15 protein-coding genes and 1 tRNA gene are annotated in these 20,529 nt (G+C 50.4%); 8 read left to right on the top strand and 8 right to left on the bottom strand.

Features of this window, described 5'->3' with window-relative positions:
- Positions 1 to 226: 226 nt before the first annotated feature.
- The 4 genes from JNJ77_00090 to JNJ77_00075 all read left to right on the top strand — a co-directional run bounded on the left by JNJ77_00090 (position 227) and on the right by JNJ77_00075 (position 7,258).
- On the top strand, positions 227 to 1,159 hold the full coding sequence (locus tag JNJ77_00090; GenBank protein ID MBL8820958.1) for a fibronectin type III domain-containing protein: 933 nt from the start codon (positions 227 to 229) through the stop codon (positions 1,157 to 1,159).
- Between the two features lie 114 nt (positions 1,160 to 1,273).
- Positions 1,274 to 1,630, top strand: coding sequence for a formate--tetrahydrofolate ligase (locus JNJ77_00085; protein MBL8820957.1), 357 nt, complete (start codon positions 1,274 to 1,276; stop codon positions 1,628 to 1,630).
- A gap of 454 nt (positions 1,631 to 2,084) precedes the next feature.
- Positions 2,085 to 5,843 (top strand): DUF1549 domain-containing protein, encoded by a 3,759-nt coding sequence (locus tag JNJ77_00080; GenBank protein ID MBL8820956.1) that lies wholly within the window; start codon positions 2,085 to 2,087, stop codon positions 5,841 to 5,843.
- Between the two features lie 8 nt (positions 5,844 to 5,851).
- Positions 5,852 to 7,258: a DUF1501 domain-containing protein gene (locus tag JNJ77_00075; protein ID MBL8820955.1), complete on the top strand. Its 1,407-nt coding sequence runs from the start codon at positions 5,852 to 5,854 to the stop codon at positions 7,256 to 7,258.
- Positions 7,259 to 7,561: 303 nt separating this feature from the next.
- On the opposite strand, the gene JNJ77_00070 is transcribed toward JNJ77_00075, so the two are convergent.
- From JNJ77_00070 to JNJ77_00050, 5 genes are all read right to left on the bottom strand, one after another.
- Positions 7,562 to 7,635 (bottom strand) — tRNA-Val (locus tag JNJ77_00070).
- A 99-nt stretch (positions 7,636 to 7,734) separates the two neighbouring features.
- On the bottom strand, positions 7,735 to 8,361 hold the full coding sequence (locus tag JNJ77_00065) for an HNH endonuclease (protein ID MBL8820954.1): 627 nt from the start codon (positions 8,359 to 8,361) through the stop codon (positions 7,735 to 7,737).
- A 302-nt stretch (positions 8,362 to 8,663) separates the two neighbouring features.
- Entirely contained in the window at positions 8,664 to 10,808 is a 2,145-nt protein-coding gene (locus JNJ77_00060; protein MBL8820953.1) for a carbon starvation protein A, read from the bottom strand.
- A gap of 155 nt (positions 10,809 to 10,963) precedes the next feature.
- Entirely contained in the window at positions 10,964 to 11,272 is a 309-nt protein-coding gene (locus JNJ77_00055; GenBank protein MBL8820952.1) for a hypothetical protein, read from the bottom strand.
- Positions 11,273 to 11,353: 81 nt separating this feature from the next.
- A complete protein-coding gene (locus JNJ77_00050; GenBank protein MBL8820951.1) occupies positions 11,354 to 11,701 on the bottom strand; it encodes a P-II family nitrogen regulator in 348 nt (115 codons plus the stop codon).
- A gap of 36 nt (positions 11,702 to 11,737) precedes the next feature.
- On the opposite strand from JNJ77_00050, the gene JNJ77_00045 reads away from it, so the two are divergent.
- The gene (locus tag JNJ77_00045; GenBank protein ID MBL8820950.1) at positions 11,738 to 12,520 is read left to right on the top strand and encodes an RNA methyltransferase; all 783 of its coding nucleotides are present in this window, start codon (positions 11,738 to 11,740) and stop codon (positions 12,518 to 12,520) included.
- Positions 12,521 to 12,539: 19 nt separating this feature from the next.
- On the opposite strand, the gene JNJ77_00040 is transcribed toward JNJ77_00045, so the two are convergent.
- Entirely contained in the window at positions 12,540 to 14,795 is a 2,256-nt protein-coding gene (locus JNJ77_00040; protein MBL8820949.1) for a DUF1570 domain-containing protein, read from the bottom strand.
- 191 nt (positions 14,796 to 14,986) lie between these two features.
- Positions 14,987 to 15,583 carry a hypothetical protein gene (locus JNJ77_00035; protein ID MBL8820948.1) on the bottom strand — a complete coding sequence of 199 codons (597 nt, stop codon included), beginning with the start codon at positions 15,581 to 15,583 and terminating at the stop codon, positions 14,987 to 14,989.
- Between the two features lie 364 nt (positions 15,584 to 15,947).
- Here JNJ77_00035 and JNJ77_00030 point away from each other — a divergent pair, with 364 nt between their 5' ends.
- The 3 genes from JNJ77_00030 (at position 15,948) to JNJ77_00020 (ending at position 19,396) form a co-directional block, all read left to right on the top strand.
- Positions 15,948 to 16,757, top strand: coding sequence for a succinate dehydrogenase (locus JNJ77_00030; GenBank protein MBL8820947.1), 810 nt, complete (start codon positions 15,948 to 15,950; stop codon positions 16,755 to 16,757).
- A gap of 72 nt (positions 16,758 to 16,829) precedes the next feature.
- Positions 16,830 to 18,647: a fumarate reductase/succinate dehydrogenase flavoprotein subunit gene (locus tag JNJ77_00025; GenBank protein MBL8820946.1), complete on the top strand. Its 1,818-nt coding sequence runs from the start codon at positions 16,830 to 16,832 to the stop codon at positions 18,645 to 18,647.
- Complete coding sequence (locus JNJ77_00020; protein ID MBL8820945.1) at positions 18,644 to 19,396, top strand: succinate dehydrogenase/fumarate reductase iron-sulfur subunit; 753 nt, start codon at positions 18,644 to 18,646, stop codon at positions 19,394 to 19,396. The genes JNJ77_00025 and JNJ77_00020 overlap by 4 nt, the downstream gene beginning before the upstream one ends.
- Before the next feature lie 107 nt (positions 19,397 to 19,503).
- Here the strand turns inward: JNJ77_00020 and JNJ77_00015 are convergent.
- A partial coding sequence (locus JNJ77_00015) for a hypothetical protein (GenBank protein MBL8820944.1) occupies positions 19,504 to 20,529 on the bottom strand: 1,026 nt, incomplete at its 5' end.

Here is a 20,529-nt window from a genome sequence, read left to right as displayed (position 1 = left end):
TGGCGATGGCATGCACGGTACCAATGATACCATCTATGCACCGACAGCCATGGAAACGAATCCTGATTTTCCAGCTGTTATTGCACGTCTTAACCGCAACACTTATCTCTTTACGGGTATGATCATTACAGATTGCGAGTGATTCCAGTTAATTATGGCGGATGCGAGGCACCAATCCCCCTCCTCTTGATGAGAAGAGCTTCATTTCACTGAAAGGAATACAAACATGTCACATAGAGCACCAGTGGGAAAGCTCAGCATAGTACTGACACTGATGATTACCTTGAGTGGTATTTCGCAGCTTTCTGCGCAGAATCTCCCTCCTCCAACGAATTTGATTGCCATGGCCAGTGTGCCTGGCGATATGGCTATATCTTTGTTTTGGGATGACAACTCCGTAGGCGAAACAGGCTTTGAAGTGCAGCGCATGAAATCGGGTGACCCCGCTGGCTTTGCCACGATCAAAATCGTCCCCTTCAATATCAACTCGATGAATGATGTCGGTTTGGATGAGAACACCACTTACATTTACCGGGTTCGTGCTCTGTCGAATACGACCATATCAGCCTTCAGTAATGAAGCCTCTGCGACAACTACCTTTCTGATGCCAGCGCAGATTACCAATCTGGCTGGAGTCTACGATGGCGTGGGTGCACTGATTACTTGGACTGAAAATGCCACGAATGAAACACATATTGACGTTGAGCGAGTGGAAGAAGGATTCACCGCTTTCGAAGTGATTGCCACCTTACCCCCAAATTCCAATTTCTATTACGATACCCAAGTGAAAACCGGTACGAATTACATTTACCGAGTTCGGCCTTGGCGATTTACCACAGCCACAGGTGCTCCCGATACAGTCACTGTTAACACCGGTCCTGGACTCGCTTCACCAGCGGGGGTCCAAGCTCGACCCAAAACACCAACCTCCATTGAGATTTCCTGGCGTGGGCGTTACGACGCGGGTACCACCTTGCAGATACAACAATTTGATCTGAACACTGCCTTATGGAACACTGTTGCCGAGGTGAACGCTAATATGAACCGCTACGTAGATTCCGGACTACAGCGTCAAACTCTCTATCTTTATCGAGTACGATTAAATACGACCTCCTCGGTTTCTCCTTGGGTGAACGTCCAAGCAAGGACTCGTCCCTAAATATCAATTTTCTAATCCAAAAGCCCTGCTTATGCAGGGTTATTTTTTTTGCTCACTTCTTCTCTAGTTAAGAAAGGGTTGCTGTTTATCGGGCCTCCTCATGGTGAATGCGCAATGAGTGGACTGGGTAGCATTGTCACGGGTTGTTACTTTGATATACGTGAATGCCTGGGATGCATCGTAGTGGGACAGACTGTAGAGGGATCACCAGTTATCGCTGAACAGATTGGCACCGCCGGGGCGATGGCAGCCCTTCTGGCTGATACCTTTCGGCCTAACCTGGTGCAGACTGCAGAGGGAACGCCTGCCCTGGTGCATGCCGGGCCTTTTGCCAAGATTGCTCACGGCAACTCTTCCGTTATCGCTGATCTCATGGCGGTACGTCTGGCTGACTACGTGGTAACTGAAAGTCTGCATTGCCAAGACGCAATACTCGCTTACACATTATCCCAAGCGGCTGGGTTGGCCTAAAATATATACCACGTAAACTACGTCAGGAATAGCATCATATTTGATTGTTCCGTCTGTCAACGTGCATGCCACAGCAGAACACAATCTTGTGATATATACCTCGAACCGACTGGCGAAATTTATAATGATGCTCAGGCACAAGCCAGAGCTTTGATGGCTGCATCGTTTGGAGTCCAAGTTCTCGTTCATCAATTTGCTTTCACAGACCTTCCAGATTGGCTAATGCTGTGGTCTGATCGAAGTATGAGTTGTGACACACGCTCAGACATCGTTCCAGCAAAACACCATTTCACTAACAAACCAGGAATTGCTCAATCTCACTATGGCTAATGCTGGGCATTTACCAGATGATCGTGTACGATACTGAGTACTTTCTTGAACCACTGCTTAACAAGGCAGTCCCACCAGAAATTTGACCGTTACCGCCAACACAACATCGAATAGGCATTGAGCGATGACAGAAGCAAGGCTTATGACCTGGCTGGTTCGAAACAGTATGCTACTGGTTCTGAGCCTTTCGATTGTTTCAGTTGATTCGGCCCGCGCCGATGATCATGATGCGATTTTTGAAGCCAAAATACGGCCTATTCTTCTGGGCACTTGCTTTCGTTGTCATGGTGACGGAAAAACATCGGGATCATTGAGAGTCGATTCACGTGAAGCTTTGCTCCAAGGCGGCGACTCAGGCCCCTCTATTGTGCCCGGCAAACCAGAGAATAGTCTGCTCATCCGTGCCATCCAAAGGCAGGACGGTGTTGCCGCCATGCCACCGGAGAAGAAACATGCCTTACGGGCTGATCAGGTGGCTGACCTGGTAAGTTGGGTGAAGTCTGGTGCATATTGGCCGGCAAGTTCAAAGAAGTTTGAGACCACCAGACACTGGGCGTTCCAGCCGATTCGTGATGTACCACTGCCAGAAGTCAAAGACAAGACGTGGCTTAAAACGTCCATTGATTCCTTCATCCGTGCCAGACAGGAAACGGCTGGCGTTCGCCCTGCTACTCCCGCAGACAAGCTGACCCTGATCCGCCGTGCCACCTTCGATCTGACCGGGTTACCTCCGACACCCAACGAGATCGATACCTTCCTGGCTGACAACTCTTCCAAGGCGTTCGAGACTGTCGTGAATCGACTGCTTCAATCGCCAGCCTATGGCGAGCGCTGGGGACGTCATTGGCTTGATGTTGTTCGCTACGCTGATACAGCCGGCGAGACGGCTGATTACCCGGTGCCCTCAGCCTGGCGCTATCGCAATTACGTCATCGACTCCTTCAATTCGGACAAACCCTACGATGAGTTCTTGCGTGAACAGGTGGCCGGCGATGTGCTTGCCGACCATGGACCACGTGGTCGCTTTGCCGAACGTGTCACTGCCACTGGCTTTCTCGCTCTCTCTCGCCGCTTCGGCTTCGATTCGGAGAACTATCACCATCTCACCATTCAGGATACCATCGATACGCTGGGCCAATCTGTGATGGGCCTTAGCGTTGGCTGTGCACGCTGCCATGATCACAAGTTCGATCCCATCACCATGCACGACTACTACGCTCTGTATGGCATTTTTGATAGCACTCGCTACGCTTTCCCCGGTTCAGAGCAAAAGCAGAAGATACGTTCCCTGGCACCATTGCTGCCATCCAGAGAATCACAAACAAGATGGCATGAGTATCAAACCGAGTTGGCCGTCCTGTCCCACACATTAGCAAAACAGAAGCAGCCGATTCCCGCAGCATTATTATGTTCTCTTCACGACATGGATGGCGATTTCGAGCTCCAAGCCCCGGCTGCAGGTGGCAGCAATGGCGTGCTCGTTCCGCCCTGGCTTTACAAGGGCAAAATAGCCATTACCAACACTGCTCAGAGTCCGTACCAGAATCTCTATCGGCTGGGGAAAGTTGGCGCAAGTGTTCCTGCCGATGCGGGAATGTACCAATTTACCCAGGCGATCTCTCCAGCGCGGACCCCAACGAACTGCAAAACGCTCTACATCAATCTCGATTTCCGAGTAACCTCAATAGATCAAGGCTCCAAAGCATCGCATCGCTTCGCTCTGGGCACACTCGGAGATAAGTCTGCAGTTGAAATCCTGATCACTGGCGATTCAGTGTTACTTCACACCAGCGGGGTGCCTACGCCGATCTACACTGTGAAGCTGAATCAGTGGTACAATCTGCAAGCGACTCTCGATCTACACAAGAAGACAATTGCGGGTTGTATCGGCATACCAGGCTCAACTCCTGATTTTGCCGCCAAATCTATTAACTCCGAGTGGTCCGCTGTTATCAACCATGTGATATTTGAACGTTATGGCCAAGCAGATGGAAAACTACCCGCGATTGAGTTTGATAACCTGGGCATTCAGGATACACCTATTGCGCCAGTCTCGAAGGGACCACCTGTTCACACATCGTCAAATGAACCAGACCCGATAATACTCAACGATCGCTTAAAGGCATTAACTGGGATAGATGGCGACCTTGAACATCAGACAGATGCTACACCACCCGCCAGTCCCTGGAACGCTGGCCCCAATAGTGTCGTGAAGCTTTCAGCCAGCTCGCAAAGTCCCTTCCATAATCGCTATCCGTCCGGCAAGCTCGGCATGCACCTGCCTAATCGTGGTGAATACGACGGCTTTGGACTAGTTCTTGCCAACCTCAAACCGGACGACAAGCAGCGCCTTTATGCCAGCTTCGATTTCCGCTGTGGTTCCAACGCCAAAGGTGGCCTAGGCTCCTGGCGTTACTACCTTGGGCATGGTCCTGGGAACTCCGCAGCCATCGAACTCTTCTTTAACGATCATGAGTTCTTCCAGCGCAGCGGTGATCTCACAAAGTCAGTCGGGCCGCTTCTGCTCGGTCAGTGGTACCAGGTGCAACTGACTCTGGATCTGAAAGCAAAAACCTACACAGGGGTGCTGGTTTCACAGAAGGGCAAGATCAACTTCAGTGGCCAACTGGCAACTCCGTGGGATGGCGTGATCGATTACTCATTCATCGATAGTTATGGCCACCTTCCTGGCGTTCGCCCGTCGCTGGATGCCGACAACTTTTACTTTGGCAATGCGTCAACACCACCTCTTGAAGCCACCGCAGTACCAATCAGGGACGACTCAAAGCGACGCGCACAAATCGCTGAAATTCGCCAGCAACTCGCAGCTATCCAGGCCAAAACCGCCAAGGCCAGAAAACAGCTGGAAACCCTGCTGGCCAGCGAACCCTTTGCGATGGCATATGGCGTAGCAGAAGGCACCCCGCATAACTGTCGCATTCAACTGCGTGGCGAACCGGATCAACCAGGCCAAGAGGTAGCACGTGGCTTCATCAAGTCGCTGGGCGGAAAGTCTTTACCCGAGGGAACCACCGGTAGCGGACGGATGGAACTTGCCCACTGGCTTACTCGGCCCGAACATCCACTCACAGCGCGTGTTATGGTCAATCGCATCTGGCAACATCACTTCGGACAGGGACTGGTGAAGACCCCCAATGATTTTGGGGTGCGTGGCCAGCCACCCTCAGATCCAGCGTTGCTTGATCACTTAGCCACCGAATTCATTCGCAATGGATGGTCGATCAAGTCAATGCACCGCCTGATCATGCTCAGTGCAACTTATCAGCAAGCATCCCAGTCATCTTCTGATCTCTATGCAGGCTTTACCCGGCGTCGCCTCAGTGCTGAAGAAATCCGTGATGCCATCCTGGTCATTAGTGGGGAGCTCGACATTGCACCGGGCCATGAACATCCCTTTCCTTCGCCAATCCGTTGGGGCTTCACGCAGCACGATCCGTTCATCGCCGTCTATGCACACAACAAACGCAGTATCTACCTGATGACCCAACGTCTCAAACGGCATCCGTTCCTGGCGCTCTTTGATGGAGCTGACCCAAATGCTTCCACCGCTGATCGCCTGGTGACCACGGTACCCACGCAGTCACTCTACTTCTTGAACGATCCCTTCATTCACCGCGCCAGTGAGAAATGGGCCCAGCGATTGCGATCAGCCTCGGCCAGCCAATCGGAGTGTATCGCTCAAGCTTACCGTCAGGCATATGGCCGTCCACCCACCGAAGCTGAAAGTGCCTATGCCGTAGCCTTTCTCACTTCATACCAGACTGAGTTGAAAGCGGATAAGAAAGATAACCTCGAAGCCCGTTCCCTGGCCGCTTTCTTACGTACCCTGTTCGGCAGCAACGAATTCCTGCACGTCGAGTGAGATCATTGATGAGCACTACCCCCCTTTATTCTCCTTCTCGCCGTGGCTTGCTGCGATCCATGATCGGCGGATCGATGTTGTTGCCGGGGATGATCTCACAACTGATGGCCGAAGACAGTAAGTCTTCTGATCCCTATGCCCCCAAGCCCACGCACTTTCCCGCCAAAGCGAAGAATGTTATCTTTCTCTACATGAGTGGCGGTGTTTCGCACATTGAATCTTGGGATCACAAGCCAAAACTGTTCGCCGATGCCGGCAAGACTGTCTCTGTCAACGAGTTCCAGGGCCGCAAGGGCGATCACAAGATGTTCCTCACCAGGCCTCGCTGGGACTTTGCCCCGCATGGCAAATGTGGAACCCGTGTCAGTTCGCTCTTTCCGCACTTAGCTGAATGTGTCGATGATCTCTGTATCATCCGATCCATGACTTCCGATCACACCAATCACTATGAAGCGACGCTTGGTATCCACACCGGTTCGTTCACCTTTGCCCGCCCCAGCATCGGATCCTGGTTGAGCTACGGGCTGGGCACGATGAACCGCAATCTGCCATCGTTCATGGTGATCGCTCCGCAATCGCCGTACGCTGGTGGCCAGGTTTGGGGCAGTGACTTTCTTCCTGCTGCCCATCAGGGAACCCTCGTCGTGCCTGGTTCCGAACCGGTGGCCAACATCCATCGACGTACACCCTCCAGTAGGCTGCAAGAGTTGGAACTCGACTACCTGGCCAAAATGAATCAACGGCACCTGGCATCACGTTCCGATGATCCCCTTTTGGCTGCCCGGATGAAATCATACCAGACTGCTTTCGGCATGCAGGCCGAGATGCCCGAGGTATTTGACTTCACTAAAGAATCCGAGGCAACCCTCAAGATGTATGGCCTCGAACGCGGCAGCACCAAAGGCTTCGCCTGGCAATGCCTGGTAGCACGGCGGCTCGTCGAACGGGGAGTTCGTTTCGTCGAACTGATCGACGTTGGCTCCTCCAACAACTGGGATGCCCACGGCGACATGATGACCCATACACCTTTGGCCAAAAATGTTGATCAACCCATCGCAGGGCTGCTTCGCGATCTCAAGCAGCGTGGCTTGCTTAAGGATACCCTTGTCGTCTGGACCACTGAGTTTGGACGCACTCCCTTCAATGCCGCTGCCTACGCCAAGGGCCGGGAACATCATCATTGGGTCTTCTCGTCATGGCTGGCCGGTGCCGGCGTGAAGCCAGGTATCACGTACGGCGAATCAGACGAGTACGGCATCAGACCCGCGAACAATCCTGTTCACGTCCATGATTTCCATGCGACCATCCTACACCTGATGGGGTTGGACCACGAACGGCTGACTTACCGCCACTCCGGCCGAGACTATCGCCTGACCGATGTTTCGGGTCGAGTAGTGCGGGATGTTCTCGCTTGAAATGGCTTACATCGAGAAATAATGATTCCGTATTTTAAGAGTGTTCATGGCCACAGTATGGACCATGTGTGCGATACGCAGCAGAGGATAGGCCTTCGGGCGATATAGTATCTGAATGGAGAAAATGAATTTGTGAAGCGGTACTTGCACCAACTCAGATGCAAGCAGGACAATGTGAGGTCACACCAGTCAGTACGCCAGCAAATGCCAAGCGGACACCGTCGGTGGATACATCAGACGTAAGTGGTTGCCACGGCACAACAAAAGAACCGCTGACAATTCCTGTCAACGGTTCTGATCGAGTGGGCGTTACAGGACTCGAACCTGTGACCCCCAGCGTGTCGAGCTGGTGCTCTAGCCAACTGAGCTAAACGCCCCGGAATGCAATTCTAAGACTTTATTCCGCCTCGACCAGTGGAGATAAATAGGGTTGTGAAAAACACAACCCTATCTTGTAATCGACAGGCTTGCTCAGCCTACTTGAGTTCTACGGACCAGTAAGCACTGTCGAGGAAGCTCTTCCACGACTGGTACTTTTCCTGGGTCAGCTTCTGGCTCAGGAGTGGCGAACGTTTGGGCTTTTCCGGTTTGCGAATCAGCTTGATATTCGCCTGCTTAGGAGTGCGGCCACCCTTCTTGATATTGCAAGCCAGGCAGGCACAGACAATGTTCTCCCAGGTTGCTCCACCACCTTGACTGCGTGGAACCACGTGATCAAGTGACAGATCAGACGTGGCAAATCGCTTGCCACAATACTGACACTGATTGTGATCGCGTGCGAAGATATTGCGCCGGTTGAACTTGACCGTCTGGCGAGGCATCCGTTCATACGATAGGAGTCGAATGATACGAGGCACCTGGATTTCAGTGGTTACCGTTCGTACCCAGTCATCGTTGGGGCCACGGGCATTGAGTTTGCGATGTTCGCTTACTTCCATCCAACTGGAGAAATCATAATTGACGAACGAACCATCCTGAGAATCGATGACTTCTGCCAGACCTTTGCAGAGCAAACAAAAGGCACGTTTGGCAGAGATCACATGAATCGCCAGGTAAAGGCGATTCAGAGCCAGGACATTTGATTCGAGAGCTGCGTCGTTCATTGGACTCCTCCATGCACCGGACTATCGGGGCATTCAACGAAAAGAACGCCACGACCCCCACAAGGTTCGCGTACTTCCATGAACCGGAGCTATAACAAGGGTAAACAATCCTGAAATCAATCACAAGTGCTTTGAAATAGATTTCCCGATTCTTTCACTTTTCAATTTGTTCCTTCAACAACCTTTTCATGGTGACTCAAATGGAGTCCATATGCAGAAACAAAGGCCAGACTCAAGTCTGGCCTGTATTCTTGACTAATGTCATATCTTCTAACGTTATTACAGATTACACAGAACTCTGATTATTTCTTAAACATCACTCCAAGCCATCGCCCTATCGCGATCAGCAGAAGCAAAGCAACGCTCAGCATTATGAAGAAGGTAAGAGTAATGCTCACCCAGTTGTCAGCATAAATGAATTTCTTGATCATCAAGCCGCCAGCATACATGGTTGTCGTCGTGATAAACAACATCGGGAGAAGTGTGATCCATGCATATTGTCCCTTGCCTCGATTAAAGAGCATGGTGGTTACAACTGCCAGGGCGGCAACAGCCAGCAACTGATTGGCAACTCCAAACATGGACCAGATAGTTTGAATCGTTCCGTTAGCGATCAGCCAACCCCAACCAGCGGTAACCAGTGCGGTTGCGATGACAGAACCAGGAAGCCATGCTGTATCGCTAAATTTAGGATGAAATCGCGAAAGTGCATCTTGCAGAATGAACCGTGCAATCCTGGTACCGGCATCAATGGTCGTTAGAATAAACAACGCTTCAAACATAATAGCGAAGTGATACCAATATTTGATGATTGCTTGTATTGGTAATGCTGTCCATTCAAGCGCTTTGGTGAAGATCAGTGCCATACTTACAGCCAATGTCACCGCCCCACCAGTTCTACCTCGCAGTGTTTCACCGCCAACCATTTCTTCCACTTGAGATAGCTTCAAATGCTGCAGGCTATCCGCCTGAACTTGATGCAAAGGATCATTCACTTGTTTTTGATCAAGGCCCAAATCTGAATAAAGCTTAACCAGTGCAGGTTGATACTTCTTCATATCAGCCTGGCTCACATTGATATCGTAGTACAGGGGAACTGGTAATGCAGCGGCAGCAATTAACGCTACGACACCAACCATTCCTTCCATAAGCATTGCACCATAACCAATGGTTCGAATGTGAGATTCTTTATCAATCATTTTGGGAGTGGTACCCGATGCCACCAGTGCATGAAAACCGGAAATGGCACCACACATGACACAAATAAACACGAACGGGAATACACTGCCATCGAAGGTTGGGCCTGATTCCTGGAATGCAGGATTCATTGGAGGATGATTTAAAACCGGGTTGGCAATGATGGTACCCACGATTAACAGTGCGATAGTGCCGATTTTGAGAAAACTTGAAATGTAATCGCGAGGCAAAAGGAGCATCCAGACGGGGAGAACGGAGGCGACAAAACCATAAATACACAAAGCCCAGATGGTCTGAGTTTTTGTCAATAAGAACCACTTTTCAATAGCTGATCCAGGAATCCAGGCTCCTACGATGGTTGCTGCAATAACCAGCACGCCGCCCAGAATTGAGGCTTCCAGAATTTTTCCTGGCCGCACGCGATACATATAAAAACCTACAAGCAAAGCGATTGGAATGGTGGCAGCTATAGTGAATAATCCCCATGAACTACCCTTAATAATTTCCTTGCTTCCTTCAAGCAGTCGTAATTCCTTCCGAAGAGGAGGAATTTCCTGAGGGAATCTAATGATGAATTCTTCGGGCCGATGCACTTTGATGGTGTCGTTAGCATGGGTTATGATCTTACCGTCTTTATCTTTATCACGTGGAAACGTGATTGTGCTACCTGCTGGGCATAAAACTACGGTGGTATAATACCCAGATGCACCGGTATCGATGTATTCCCATTTGAATTCGCCATTGGGAGGAGCAGTTATAATGGTGCCACGGGCATATTCCACTTCATCGCCACCCAACGCCTTTACCACAACAAAACCAAGTCCAGCCAGGGCAATAATGACAATGACTACCGTAGCAAGAGAAAGAATATGACTGGCCCAGCTTCCAAGTTCCTGTCTTGCAATTTCTGCCAGCGATCTGCCATTAAATCGCACGGAGGCACAGAGTACGGTCATATCCTGTACAGCTCCAGCCAGACAAACTCCAATAACCAGCCAGAAGAGTCCAGGTGCATATCCAAATTGCAACGCCAACACTGGTCCAATCAGTGGCCCAGCACCGGATATGGCTGCAAAGTGATGGCCAAACAATACCCACTTATTGGTGGGAGTGTAGTCTTTGCCATCATTGAGACGGTGAGCAGGCGTTTCGTTCTTGTCATCGAGTGCTAATACTTTTGCCGCAATGAATGCCGAATAATAACGGTAAGCAATTGCAACTACTGCCAGAATAAAGATCAGCAGAGGCATAGCCCGAAGCATGATTCCAGATGCAGATTCTTCGTAGAAGAGGTTGGCGAACAGAGACATGGCATAGTTCCGCTAATTAACGTGAGAGAATAACCTATTCAGATAACACGGCTTTTCCACGAAAATTTCAAGGAACCAATACAGATGAGAGGAATTTAAGCCAACCATTCAGGAAGCAGTACTCTGAGTTGTGCAGCCATCTTGCTGCGGGCTAAAACTGGATCACAACCAGCATGTGCGGCAGCTTGCAACAGATCGGTTTCGATATGCGAACCGTAAGCAATCAACCTGGAAACGCCAACTGACTTCAATTGATCGATAACTATCGATGGGTTATCGCCAATTTCGGCTTGTGCCAGATCTATAATAACACTGTGTATACCATTCACTTTGATTGCATCTATTAACTGTTTCAAAGTTCTGGATGGAACGATCTTCAATCCAAGTTCCCTGGCCTCAGCCATGACTCGGCTCATCCACATGAGATCATCGCATAGAAGATAGCCTTGTTGCATACTTCACCCTGGCTGTTTAAAGATAAAAAACTAGATAGCTTCGGGTCCCTGTTCCCCAGTACGAATTCGAATGCAATCAGAGAGAGGTAAGATGAATATCTTTCCATCACCGATTTGGCCAGTAGGGCCGGTACGGCCTGCCTCCATTATTGCTTTCACTGTGGGTTCTACGAAGTCTTCATTCACCGCAATCTGCAACTGTATTTTACGAGACAGATTCATGCTGAATGCATGACCTCGATATGTTTCGCCTTGCCCTTTCTGTCGACCAAAACCCTGAACTTCGATAGCGGTTAAACGGAACACCGCTACACGAGCGAGTGCTTCTTTCACAGCTTCCAGCCTTGCAGGCTGAATGATTGCTAAGATAAGTTTCATTCTGTGATTTACCAAGGATTTACCTGTTTCTAATTTATGATCGAATCAACCTTACACCAAGCCTGTTGTGTTATCCTCGTTCGAACCAAATTCGACGGCAACCTGGGCTCAGTTGCTCGCGCTATGCTCAATTTTGGAATCAGTGAGCTTCGATTGGTCAATCCTCTTGCAAATCCGTGTTCACACGAAGCCAGATCGATGGCAACACATGGTGCCATGCTTCTTGAGAAATCGCAAACCTTTCAATCTTTGACTGATGCAATATCTGATTGCGTATGGACAGGTTGTACCTCGGCGCGAACAGGGGGCCTTTTTAGAAAACAAAACGTTGTCGAACTACAACATGGTATTCAGAAGGCCAGAGAAACAAGTGATCGTGGCAGAATCGCATTGGTATTTGGCCCCGAAGATCATGGTCTGACAAATGAAGAAATCTCTATCTGTAACTATGTTCTGACGATCCCCGCAAATGCTGACTATCCTGTATTGAACCTTGCACAGGCAGTGGTGATCACACTCTATGAATGGTATCTTTCAAATGGAATAAATCCTACGAAACATGAAGCTGTTCAACTTGCTTCAGCCTATCAGACACAAAGCATGTTTGAGCATCTGGAAGCAGCGTTGCGTGCCATCCATTTTGTCTGGGGAGAGAAAGGTCCATCGGTTTTTCATGCCATACGGCATTTACTGGGGCGAGCACAAATCACGGAAACCGAAAACAAGATACTGCATGGATTAGCAAGACAGATTAGCTGGTATGTGAACCAAAAGGAAAATTCCAAAAAAATGCCTCCAGAATCTCTGGAGGCAGAATAAAAAGACTTGCAGATTCCGATTACTTGCCAGTTTCGGAGTTCTCGACAGTCAGGCGTTCCATTTCCATTTGTTTCGCCCAATCTGATTCGAACTTAGCTACTTTGTTCTTGTCAAGATTTTCACCCTGAGCATCCAGCAAGTTGAATGCTCGGGCAAAAGCCTGTTCGAGAACTGTTGCCGAAAGTTCCATATCACGAGGCATATCCCGAAGCTCTTCGAAGTACTTTCGCAATTCAGGAAGACGATTCTTGGCCAGATAGTACATCAAGGCCCAAGACTCAGCTTGCGCCTTGCTCATCATAAAGCTTTTGTCTTCGCTAGTAGCGGTTTCAGCTTTGCGAAAAACTCGATCTGAGACCACTGCCATTACATCAAGTTTTCCGATCTTGATTTTTCGTGGACTGGCAGTCTTTTCATCAACAGAAACCTCAGCGTTTTCACCACCCTTACGTGCATCAGCCATCTTGCGGAATAGCGGGAGATATAACCAATGAGCCCCACCAATTCCTGACCATAGTGAAGGCAGATTGAGTTCTCCTGAGCTTTTTGGAGTTGCAAAGAATGAAGCCAGACCTTCTTTGACAGACCTTGGAAGCAACACGGAACGGGGCATATAGCCTGTAGCAGCAGCTACCTGCCTGAAAGCCTCGACGGTAGCAGTCGCTACATCGCCTTCTTCATTGGCAGCATTGGCAGCCAAGGCAAAAATATATCCGGTGACAGCATCACTTACTTTCTGCTGATCATCTTTTGAAGGATTTACCGCCGGTTTATCAAGTCGATCATTCAGCAGCTTTTTGTAATCCAGGCTATGGGTCTTGAGAGAAGTCTCTACGCTCTTGTACATGCTGTAAAACTTGTCATAGGCAGGATCAACTCTAGCAGGTGCCAGAATGGTGACATTATCAAGGGAAGAATAAAATCCGTCCGCGTACATGGGAACTTCATCAAACATCTTGTGCAGAGTTTTGAATTTGTCAGGAGTTTCAGCAAGCAGGCAGATCATCTGCTTTTCTGGAACGGGCAATGCCCTTCCCTGAAGTGCGAACCAGTACATGATACCAAGATATGATTGTTCCATGCGGGCGAGTTTAGCTTCAGCTTCTTTTTCCGTTCGCGGCGGATAGTAAATGACAAAGTGACCTTTCTGCAGGGTCTTGTAATCTTTGCCAACATTATTCAGAACCAGTTTGACTAACTCTTGCTCCTCGGAAGCAGGCTTGATGGGTTTCGCCAATTCTGAGCGAACCGCTAACAGCGCATCGATCCTAGCTTTATCTGAGGGTGTCAACTTGGATGACTGAGAATTCAATTCATTGAGGTAAGCTTCAAATTTTGCCTGCATCGAAAACTTACCTTCAGCAGGCATATTCCAGTTTTCCAGCATCCACTCGGCAAGCTTTAAGTATTCTTTGTTGCCTGATTCGATCAATTCACTTCGTTTCTTGGTATAGCGTGCATCGAGACCAGGTACTTTAATTATCTGCATGGTTGCCCGACCAGGCAAAGACCATTCGGGGTTCATAACTGACTGCCCCCATTTATGGGAGATCAGAACTTTATCAGTATTGCGTGGCTTGGTGACAGTCACTTCAGTTGCAACAATGAAGAGATCACCTTTATTGGCAACAAGACCAGTTGCTTGATTGATATTCTGTCCAGCATTATTTCCAGATGCACCCAAACCTATGCCACCGCCAATCGGACCTCCACTGGGGGCGCCACCCATATTTCCCAGCCCCATACCACCTCCGATTGGACCACCACCAAGATCTCCGAGACCAGCTCCACCTGCACCTGCACCTGCACCACCGGCTGCTCCTCCACCACCGCCCGCAAGTCCTCCGCCTTTGCCTCCAAGACCTCTTCCTCGATTACCTCCTGTACCACCGCCAGCTGCACCACCAGCTCCTCCGAGTCCTAATCCACCACCAACGGGACCACCGCCTCCAGCGGCTGCTCCACCACCTCCTCCTAATCCTAACCCACCTCCAATAGGACCTCCGCCTGAATCACCTAGTCCTGCTCCCCCTGCACCACCACCGCCTCCTGCAAGGCCACCACCCTTTCCACCAAGACCTCGTCCTCGATTAGCTTGTCCCATGGCACCACCACCAGCTAACCCACCGGCCCCGATTCCCTGCTGATTACTATTCGTATTGGCTAATGGTGATGAGGTTTCTGATCCTAAATTGATGCGGATAACCAGGTAATCAGCAATAAGTGGAGTCGCCAAGGCTGCACAAACGGCCATGCTTAATAAATAACGCTTCATTTCGATACGCTCCCTGTGGTGAGGCTTTTCTTCTGCAAAGCTGTGGTAGTGCCACATTGCATGATTTGGGGCAGAACAGATTCTATCCGGTTATGGATTGCGAACAACTCCTAATTCAATCATTCAGAGTAGGGGGGCTCGAATAGTCACCCTACATCCGCTAAGATTGTTCGCGTTCGGGAACCGAACTGTCACTTGCCTTCTCTTATGACGAAAACCACCATGCCATAGATTTGTGGATTCACTAAATCGTTATTTCTTCCCACTGCAACTCGAACCCACTGTCCTTTGGCTAATTGGGATTTGGTACCTGCAGACCCACCCAGCTTGTAGTCAGGGTCTTTTTCAGCAAGTTCTTTTTCCTTTGTAGCCTTACTTTTTTTGCTTTTCGTATTTGTATCCTTCTTATTATCGGAGGCAGTGGTATACATGATCCGGACTTTCAGATCAGGGGATAGATTCAACGGTATATCCTTGATCTGTTCCTTGGGAACAAATGTTCCGCCGCCCCCTGTGTTAGACCTAAGGTTAACTAGATTGTTTACCCTGCCAGCGGCACCTGCCTGCGCCGCAGAATTGCTGACCCATTGAGGAACAATTTCTTTGGTTTTTAAAACCAGTCGATCTCCACCCTCTACATGAACAATTTCGCCCTCCAGACTCCCGACAAATGTCAGGGGAGGAATTTTGCTCAGTTTTTCCTTCTTAACGGCATCTTTATCATCGCCACAAACGCTTGAAGTCAACAAGAGTGCAAGTGAAAACAAAAGCAATATTGAAATCCGCATGACTACCTCGATATGAAAGGCATCCCGCATAACCACTGTAACAGATAAAATCTGAATGTGAATGCGTTGATGGTGCGATATTCTGTTTTTTGGAGAATTATGAGAAGATGAGACTGGCAGGCAAATATCTGGATTCGTTTGGTTTGAGCCATTAAGCACACGGTTACATAAGCCTGATCTCATGTAGATGGAAAATTACAAAATCCATCCAGAACAAGAGCGTCGAATAACATTTAGCCGGAATCGAGTATTCTTACAGGCAGTTTGATTTGTAAGAATGCCAGGAGGAGATGAAAAAATCCTTCATTGACAGGCATGCTTTACTAGATTAATGAGTAAAGCATAACTCAGGCTGGGAGAACATATGTCTCGTGTGTCTTTGCCCATGTCACCACCTCGACGAATGGGCGAAACGTTAAGGCAGGATGCCTGGTGGGTTCAACCTCTCATTGTGTTTGTGATCCTCAGTTCATTCATCATTTATGCAACGTGGGCCGCGTTCCAGAATGCTTTTTATACCTGGGGCCCGTATCTATCGCCGTTTTATTCACCTGAACTCTGGGGAGATTCGCCACACGCCTGGTTTGGCCCCAAGCCAACATGGTGGCCTGGTTGGCTTCCTTTCTCACCTGCTTTGATCATACTCCCCTTCCCTGCATTCTTTCGCTTTACCTGTTACTACTATCGTGGAGCCTATTACAAGGCATTCTGGAGTGATCCGCCCTCTTGTGCAGTTGGAGAATGGCGTAGCAGCTATCTCGGTGAGAAAACACTGCCGTTAGTGTTGCAAAACATCCATCGCTATTTCCTTTACTTTGCCATCCTGTTTATCTGTTTCCTCGCCTACGATGCGGTACTTGCATTCATCTGGGATAAGCCAGACGGTAGCGGTAAGACCTTTGGCATAGGCGTTGGAACGCTGATACTTTGCTTGAATGTTTACCTTCTGGCAGGTTACACCTTTGGTTGCCATTCGTTCCGTCACTTGGTGGGTGGAGTTCTCGATGTACTCTCCCTGCACCCGATCAAGAAGAAAATCTACGACTGTTCCACCTGCTTGAACAACAATCATCACAGATGGGCATGGGCGTCGCTGTTCTCCGTTGCCTTTTCTGACATCTATATCCGCATGTGTTCCATGGGCATATGGAAGGACCTTCACTTTACACTTTAATTTCTCTGCGTCCCTTTGTGTCGTAAACAGCAGATAAAAAATGACACAAAGCCATCTCAGAGGGAGCACTGAATGCCTGAGATTGCAAAACTTGAACATGACGTCCTGGTGATTGGAGCAGGCGGTGCCGGGTTGCGTGCCGCCATCGCTGCAGCAGCTGCCGGTGTCAAAGTCGGGCTGATCACCAAATCGCTACTGGGCAAGGCCCACACCGTCATGGCTGAAGGTGGCATGGCAGCTGCCATGGCTAATGTGGATGACCGAGACAGTTGGAAGGTACACTTCGCTGATACCATGCGAGGCGGCCAGTATCTCAACAACTGGCGCATGGCTGAGCTTCATGCCAAGGAATCGCCTGACCGTGTTCGCGAGCTGGAAGCCTGGGGCGCACTTTTCGACCGCACCAAGGATGGTGGCATCCTGCAACGCAACTTCGGCGGACACCGTTACCCACGACTGGCACATGTTGGCGACCGCACTGGTCTCGAAATGATCCGCACCTTGCAGGATCATGGTGTTCATCAGGGCATTGATGTCCACATGGAACACACCGTATGCACCCTTCTGAAAGATGGCGACCGGGTTTGTGGTGCGCTCAGCTATGATCGTCAAAAGGGCGAATTTAAACTCTTCCATGCCAAAGCCATTGTGTTGGCTACGGGTGGTGTGGGCCGAGCCTTCAAGATTACCAGTAACAGCTGGGAATACACCGGTGATGGTCAGGCTCTCGCCTACCACGCCGGAGCAGAACTCATGGACATGGAGTTCGTGCAGTTCCATCCGACAGGCATGGTCTGGCCACCCAGCGTGAAAGGCATTCTGGTTACCGAAGGAGTTCGTGGTGAAGGTGGCGTCCTTCGCAATAAGGATGGCAAACGCTTCATGTTTGATGACATCCCGGATAATTACAAGAACCAGACCGCTGACAGCCCCGAAGAAGGCTGGCGCTATGTGCTGGGTGATAAATCGGCTCGCCGTCCACCGGAACTCCTGACTCGCGATCACGTTGCCCGCTGCATCCAGCGTGAAGTACGTGAAGGTCGTGGCAGCCCACATGGCGGAGTTTTCCTCGATATAGCCTGGATCAAGGAAAAGATACCCAATGCCGCGGAGCATATTAAGAAGAAACTGCCGAGCATGTATCACCAGTTTATGGCACTGGCAGATATCGACATCACTAAGGTTCCCATGGAAGTGGGTCCGACAACGCATTACATCATGGGTGGCGTCCGCGTCGATGGCGACAGCCAGATGACCAGTGTACCCGGACTGTTCGCAGCTGGCGAAGTGGCGGCCGGGCTTCATGGCGCCAATCGACTGGGTGGCAATTCGCTCTCCGATCTGGTTGTTTTCGGCAAACGTGCTGGCGATTTCGCTGCAGAATTTGCCAAAAAGCAGGGAGCTGGCAAAATCAATCAGGCCGAAGTTGACGAACATATCCGTAAGGCAATGGCTCCGCTTGAACGCGGTTCTTCTGCTGAATCTCCCTATGCGGTTCAAGCCAAATTGCAGGATACTATGCAGGATCTGGTTGGAATCGTCCGCCGCGAAGGTGAAATGCAGAAGGCCCTGGAAGTGATTGGTGATCTGAAGAAACGGGCGGTGAATGCCGGTGTGGGTGGTGGCCGAGTGTATAACCCAGGCTGGCACACCTGCATCGATCTCGCCAACCTGCTCACGGTTTCCGAAGCCATTGCCAAGGCTGCTCTCGACCGCAAGGAAAGCCGTGGTGGTCACTTCCGTGATGACTATCCGGACAAATCCACCGATGGCGGCACGTACAACAGCATCATCAAAAAAGGCCCGGACGGCGCCATGCAACTCCAGCGCAGGCCTCTTACTCCGATGCCTGAAGAACTCAAGCAAATCATCGAGGACCAGAAGAAATGAGCAAGGTTACCTTCCGCATCTGGCGAGGCGACAGCGGACAAGGTGAGTTCAAAGACTACACCACCGAAGTCACCGAAGGCATGGTGGTCCTCGATGCCATGCACCAGATCCAGGCTGAAAACGCACAAGACCTCGCCATACGCTGGAACTGCAAGGCTGGCAAGTGTGGCTCCTGCAGCGCTGAAATCAACGGTATGCCCAAGCTCATGTGCATGACCCAGATCAAGCAACTGCCTGCGGAAAATCCCATCACAGTCGAACCCATGCGGGCGTTCCCCCACATGCGCGACCTGGTCTCTGATGTTTCCTGGAACTTCGAAGTTAAAAAGAAGATCAAAGGCTTCTCTCCCAAGAAGGCCGATCGTCCCGATGGCACCTGGACGATGGCGCAGTCCGACATCGACCGCCCTCAGGAGTTCCGCAAGTGCATCGAGTGCTTCCTCTGCCAGGATGTCTGTCACGTTTTGCGTGATCACCATAAGCACGATGAATTCATCGGCCCGCGGTTTTTTGTCTATTCCGCGGCGCTCGAAATGAACCCCATCGATGAAGGCGACCGGCTTGCCGATCTCAAGAATCAGCAGGGCCTGGGATACTGCAATATCACGAAATGCTGCACCAAGGTCTGCCCCGAACATATTCACATCACCGACAATGCCATCATTCCTCTCAAGGAACGCATCGTCGATGAATACTATGATCCGATCAAAATGGTTGCCAATTTCCTGTTTAAACGCGGGAAGAAGTAAACGTCTCATAGAAGCCTCCGACAAGTGCAACTCCACCGCGCGCAGCATCTCCGCTGATTTGAGTGGGAAAAACGTGAATTTTTTCCCACTCGACGGCGGATTGGCGATTAGCCAGTGTCGGTCGGAACCGTGGAAAAAAGCGTAGAAAAAGGCTCATTTAGCCCCGGTCTCTTTAAGCCCGGGGCGGGGCCGCGCGGAGAAAAGTGGCAAAATAAGTCCGGAATCGCGTGAGCGTCCCCTGCTCCTGGCAGTCCGTGGTGGGTCAAGATTCCAATCTTGACAGTGTCGAGCGGTGACAGCGTATTGTCACCGCGAACAGGATTGGAATCCTGTTCCACAACATCGTGGGGCACGATTGTATCGTGCCAGCGGCTTGCGATGCCTGGGCGACTCATCCCCGATGACACGTTGGAAACGTGTCCCACGGCAAACACCATACTCGTACACGTCCACAAACTGCTGAACGCCAGGAAGATGGCCAACGCCTGCACATGGTATGGCGTGTTGAGCGCATGCTTCAACTGTTCCTTCTTCTCTGCTTCACTCTTGATCGTTGACTTATTGGCCTGCATCTCCTTCACTGCTGACTTCAACGCTTTGATCGCCTCCGCATCGCCTTCAGCGGCTCGTTGTACACTTCTCGGCAGACCAACCGATTCGTGGCAGAAGCCGATCTTGATGCCGATGGCTTCCATCAGGCCTTCGACTTTTTCTTCCGCCTTCTGCCAGACTTCGTTGTAATGTTTTAGCCGTTCCAGAAAGATCTTCTTCGCGGTGGTCACGTAGCCTCGATTCCTGGCGTGTTGCATGCCGGGCGATTCGTTGAACACCGGGTCGAACTTCCGCGCATCGGTCGGCACCTCCATGTTGTTGACCTTCTCGTACCAGGCATCGGCCTCCGCTTCCTCGTTCTCCACTTCAAGAAGCGCATCGGCGATGATCGCATCCTCACGCGGACTCTTCGGCATAAACCGCATACGGATGATGTCACGTTCAGCGACCTGCTCCATCGGCAGATCGAGTGCAGGCTGCGCCACGCCGCGTCGTGGATCGTAATAGTAGCCATTCCGGATTTTCATTTCCGATGAAGCGTACAGGACGTGGTTCCATCGCTGCTCTTCCGCGAGCTTGGC

It is taken from the genome of Planctomycetia bacterium, from assembly GCA_016795155.1.
Lineage (GTDB): Bacteria > Planctomycetota > Planctomycetia > Gemmatales > HRBIN36 > JAEUIE01.
Note: the sequence above shows the minus strand (reverse complement) of the source record. Positions and strands in the feature narration are given on the sequence as shown.

What these genes read in the sequence shown, in the direction of transcription:
- JNJ77_00090 (MBL8820958.1), top strand. Translation starts at nt 227, where the DNA reads ATGTCACATAGAGCACCAGTGGGAAAGCTCAGCATAGTACTGACACTG.
- JNJ77_00085 (MBL8820957.1), top strand. Translation starts at nt 1,274, where the DNA reads ATGAGTGGACTGGGTAGCATTGTCACGGGTTGTTACTTTGATATACGT.
- JNJ77_00080 (MBL8820956.1), top strand. Translation starts at nt 2,085, where the DNA reads ATGACAGAAGCAAGGCTTATGACCTGGCTGGTTCGAAACAGTATGCTA.
- JNJ77_00075 (MBL8820955.1), top strand. Translation starts at nt 5,852, where the DNA reads ATGAGCACTACCCCCCTTTATTCTCCTTCTCGCCGTGGCTTGCTGCGA.
- JNJ77_00065 (MBL8820954.1), bottom strand. Translation starts at nt 8,361, where the DNA reads ATGAACGACGCAGCTCTCGAATCAAATGTCCTGGCTCTGAATCGCCTT.
- JNJ77_00060 (MBL8820953.1), bottom strand. Translation starts at nt 10,808, where the DNA reads ATGCCTCTGCTGATCTTTATTCTGGCAGTAGTTGCAATTGCTTACCGT.
- JNJ77_00055 (MBL8820952.1), bottom strand. Translation starts at nt 11,272, where the DNA reads ATGGCTGAGGCCAGGGAACTTGGATTGAAGATCGTTCCATCCAGAACT.
- JNJ77_00050 (MBL8820951.1), bottom strand. Translation starts at nt 11,701, where the DNA reads ATGAAACTTATCTTAGCAATCATTCAGCCTGCAAGGCTGGAAGCTGTG.
- JNJ77_00045 (MBL8820950.1), top strand. Translation starts at nt 11,738, where the DNA reads ATGATCGAATCAACCTTACACCAAGCCTGTTGTGTTATCCTCGTTCGA.
- JNJ77_00040 (MBL8820949.1), bottom strand. Translation starts at nt 14,795, where the DNA reads ATGAAGCGTTATTTATTAAGCATGGCCGTTTGTGCAGCCTTGGCGACT.
- JNJ77_00035 (MBL8820948.1), bottom strand. Translation starts at nt 15,583, where the DNA reads ATGCGGATTTCAATATTGCTTTTGTTTTCACTTGCACTCTTGTTGACT.
- JNJ77_00030 (MBL8820947.1), top strand. Translation starts at nt 15,948, where the DNA reads ATGTCTCGTGTGTCTTTGCCCATGTCACCACCTCGACGAATGGGCGAA.
- JNJ77_00025 (MBL8820946.1), top strand. Translation starts at nt 16,830, where the DNA reads ATGCCTGAGATTGCAAAACTTGAACATGACGTCCTGGTGATTGGAGCA.
- JNJ77_00020 (MBL8820945.1), top strand. Translation starts at nt 18,644, where the DNA reads ATGAGCAAGGTTACCTTCCGCATCTGGCGAGGCGACAGCGGACAAGGT.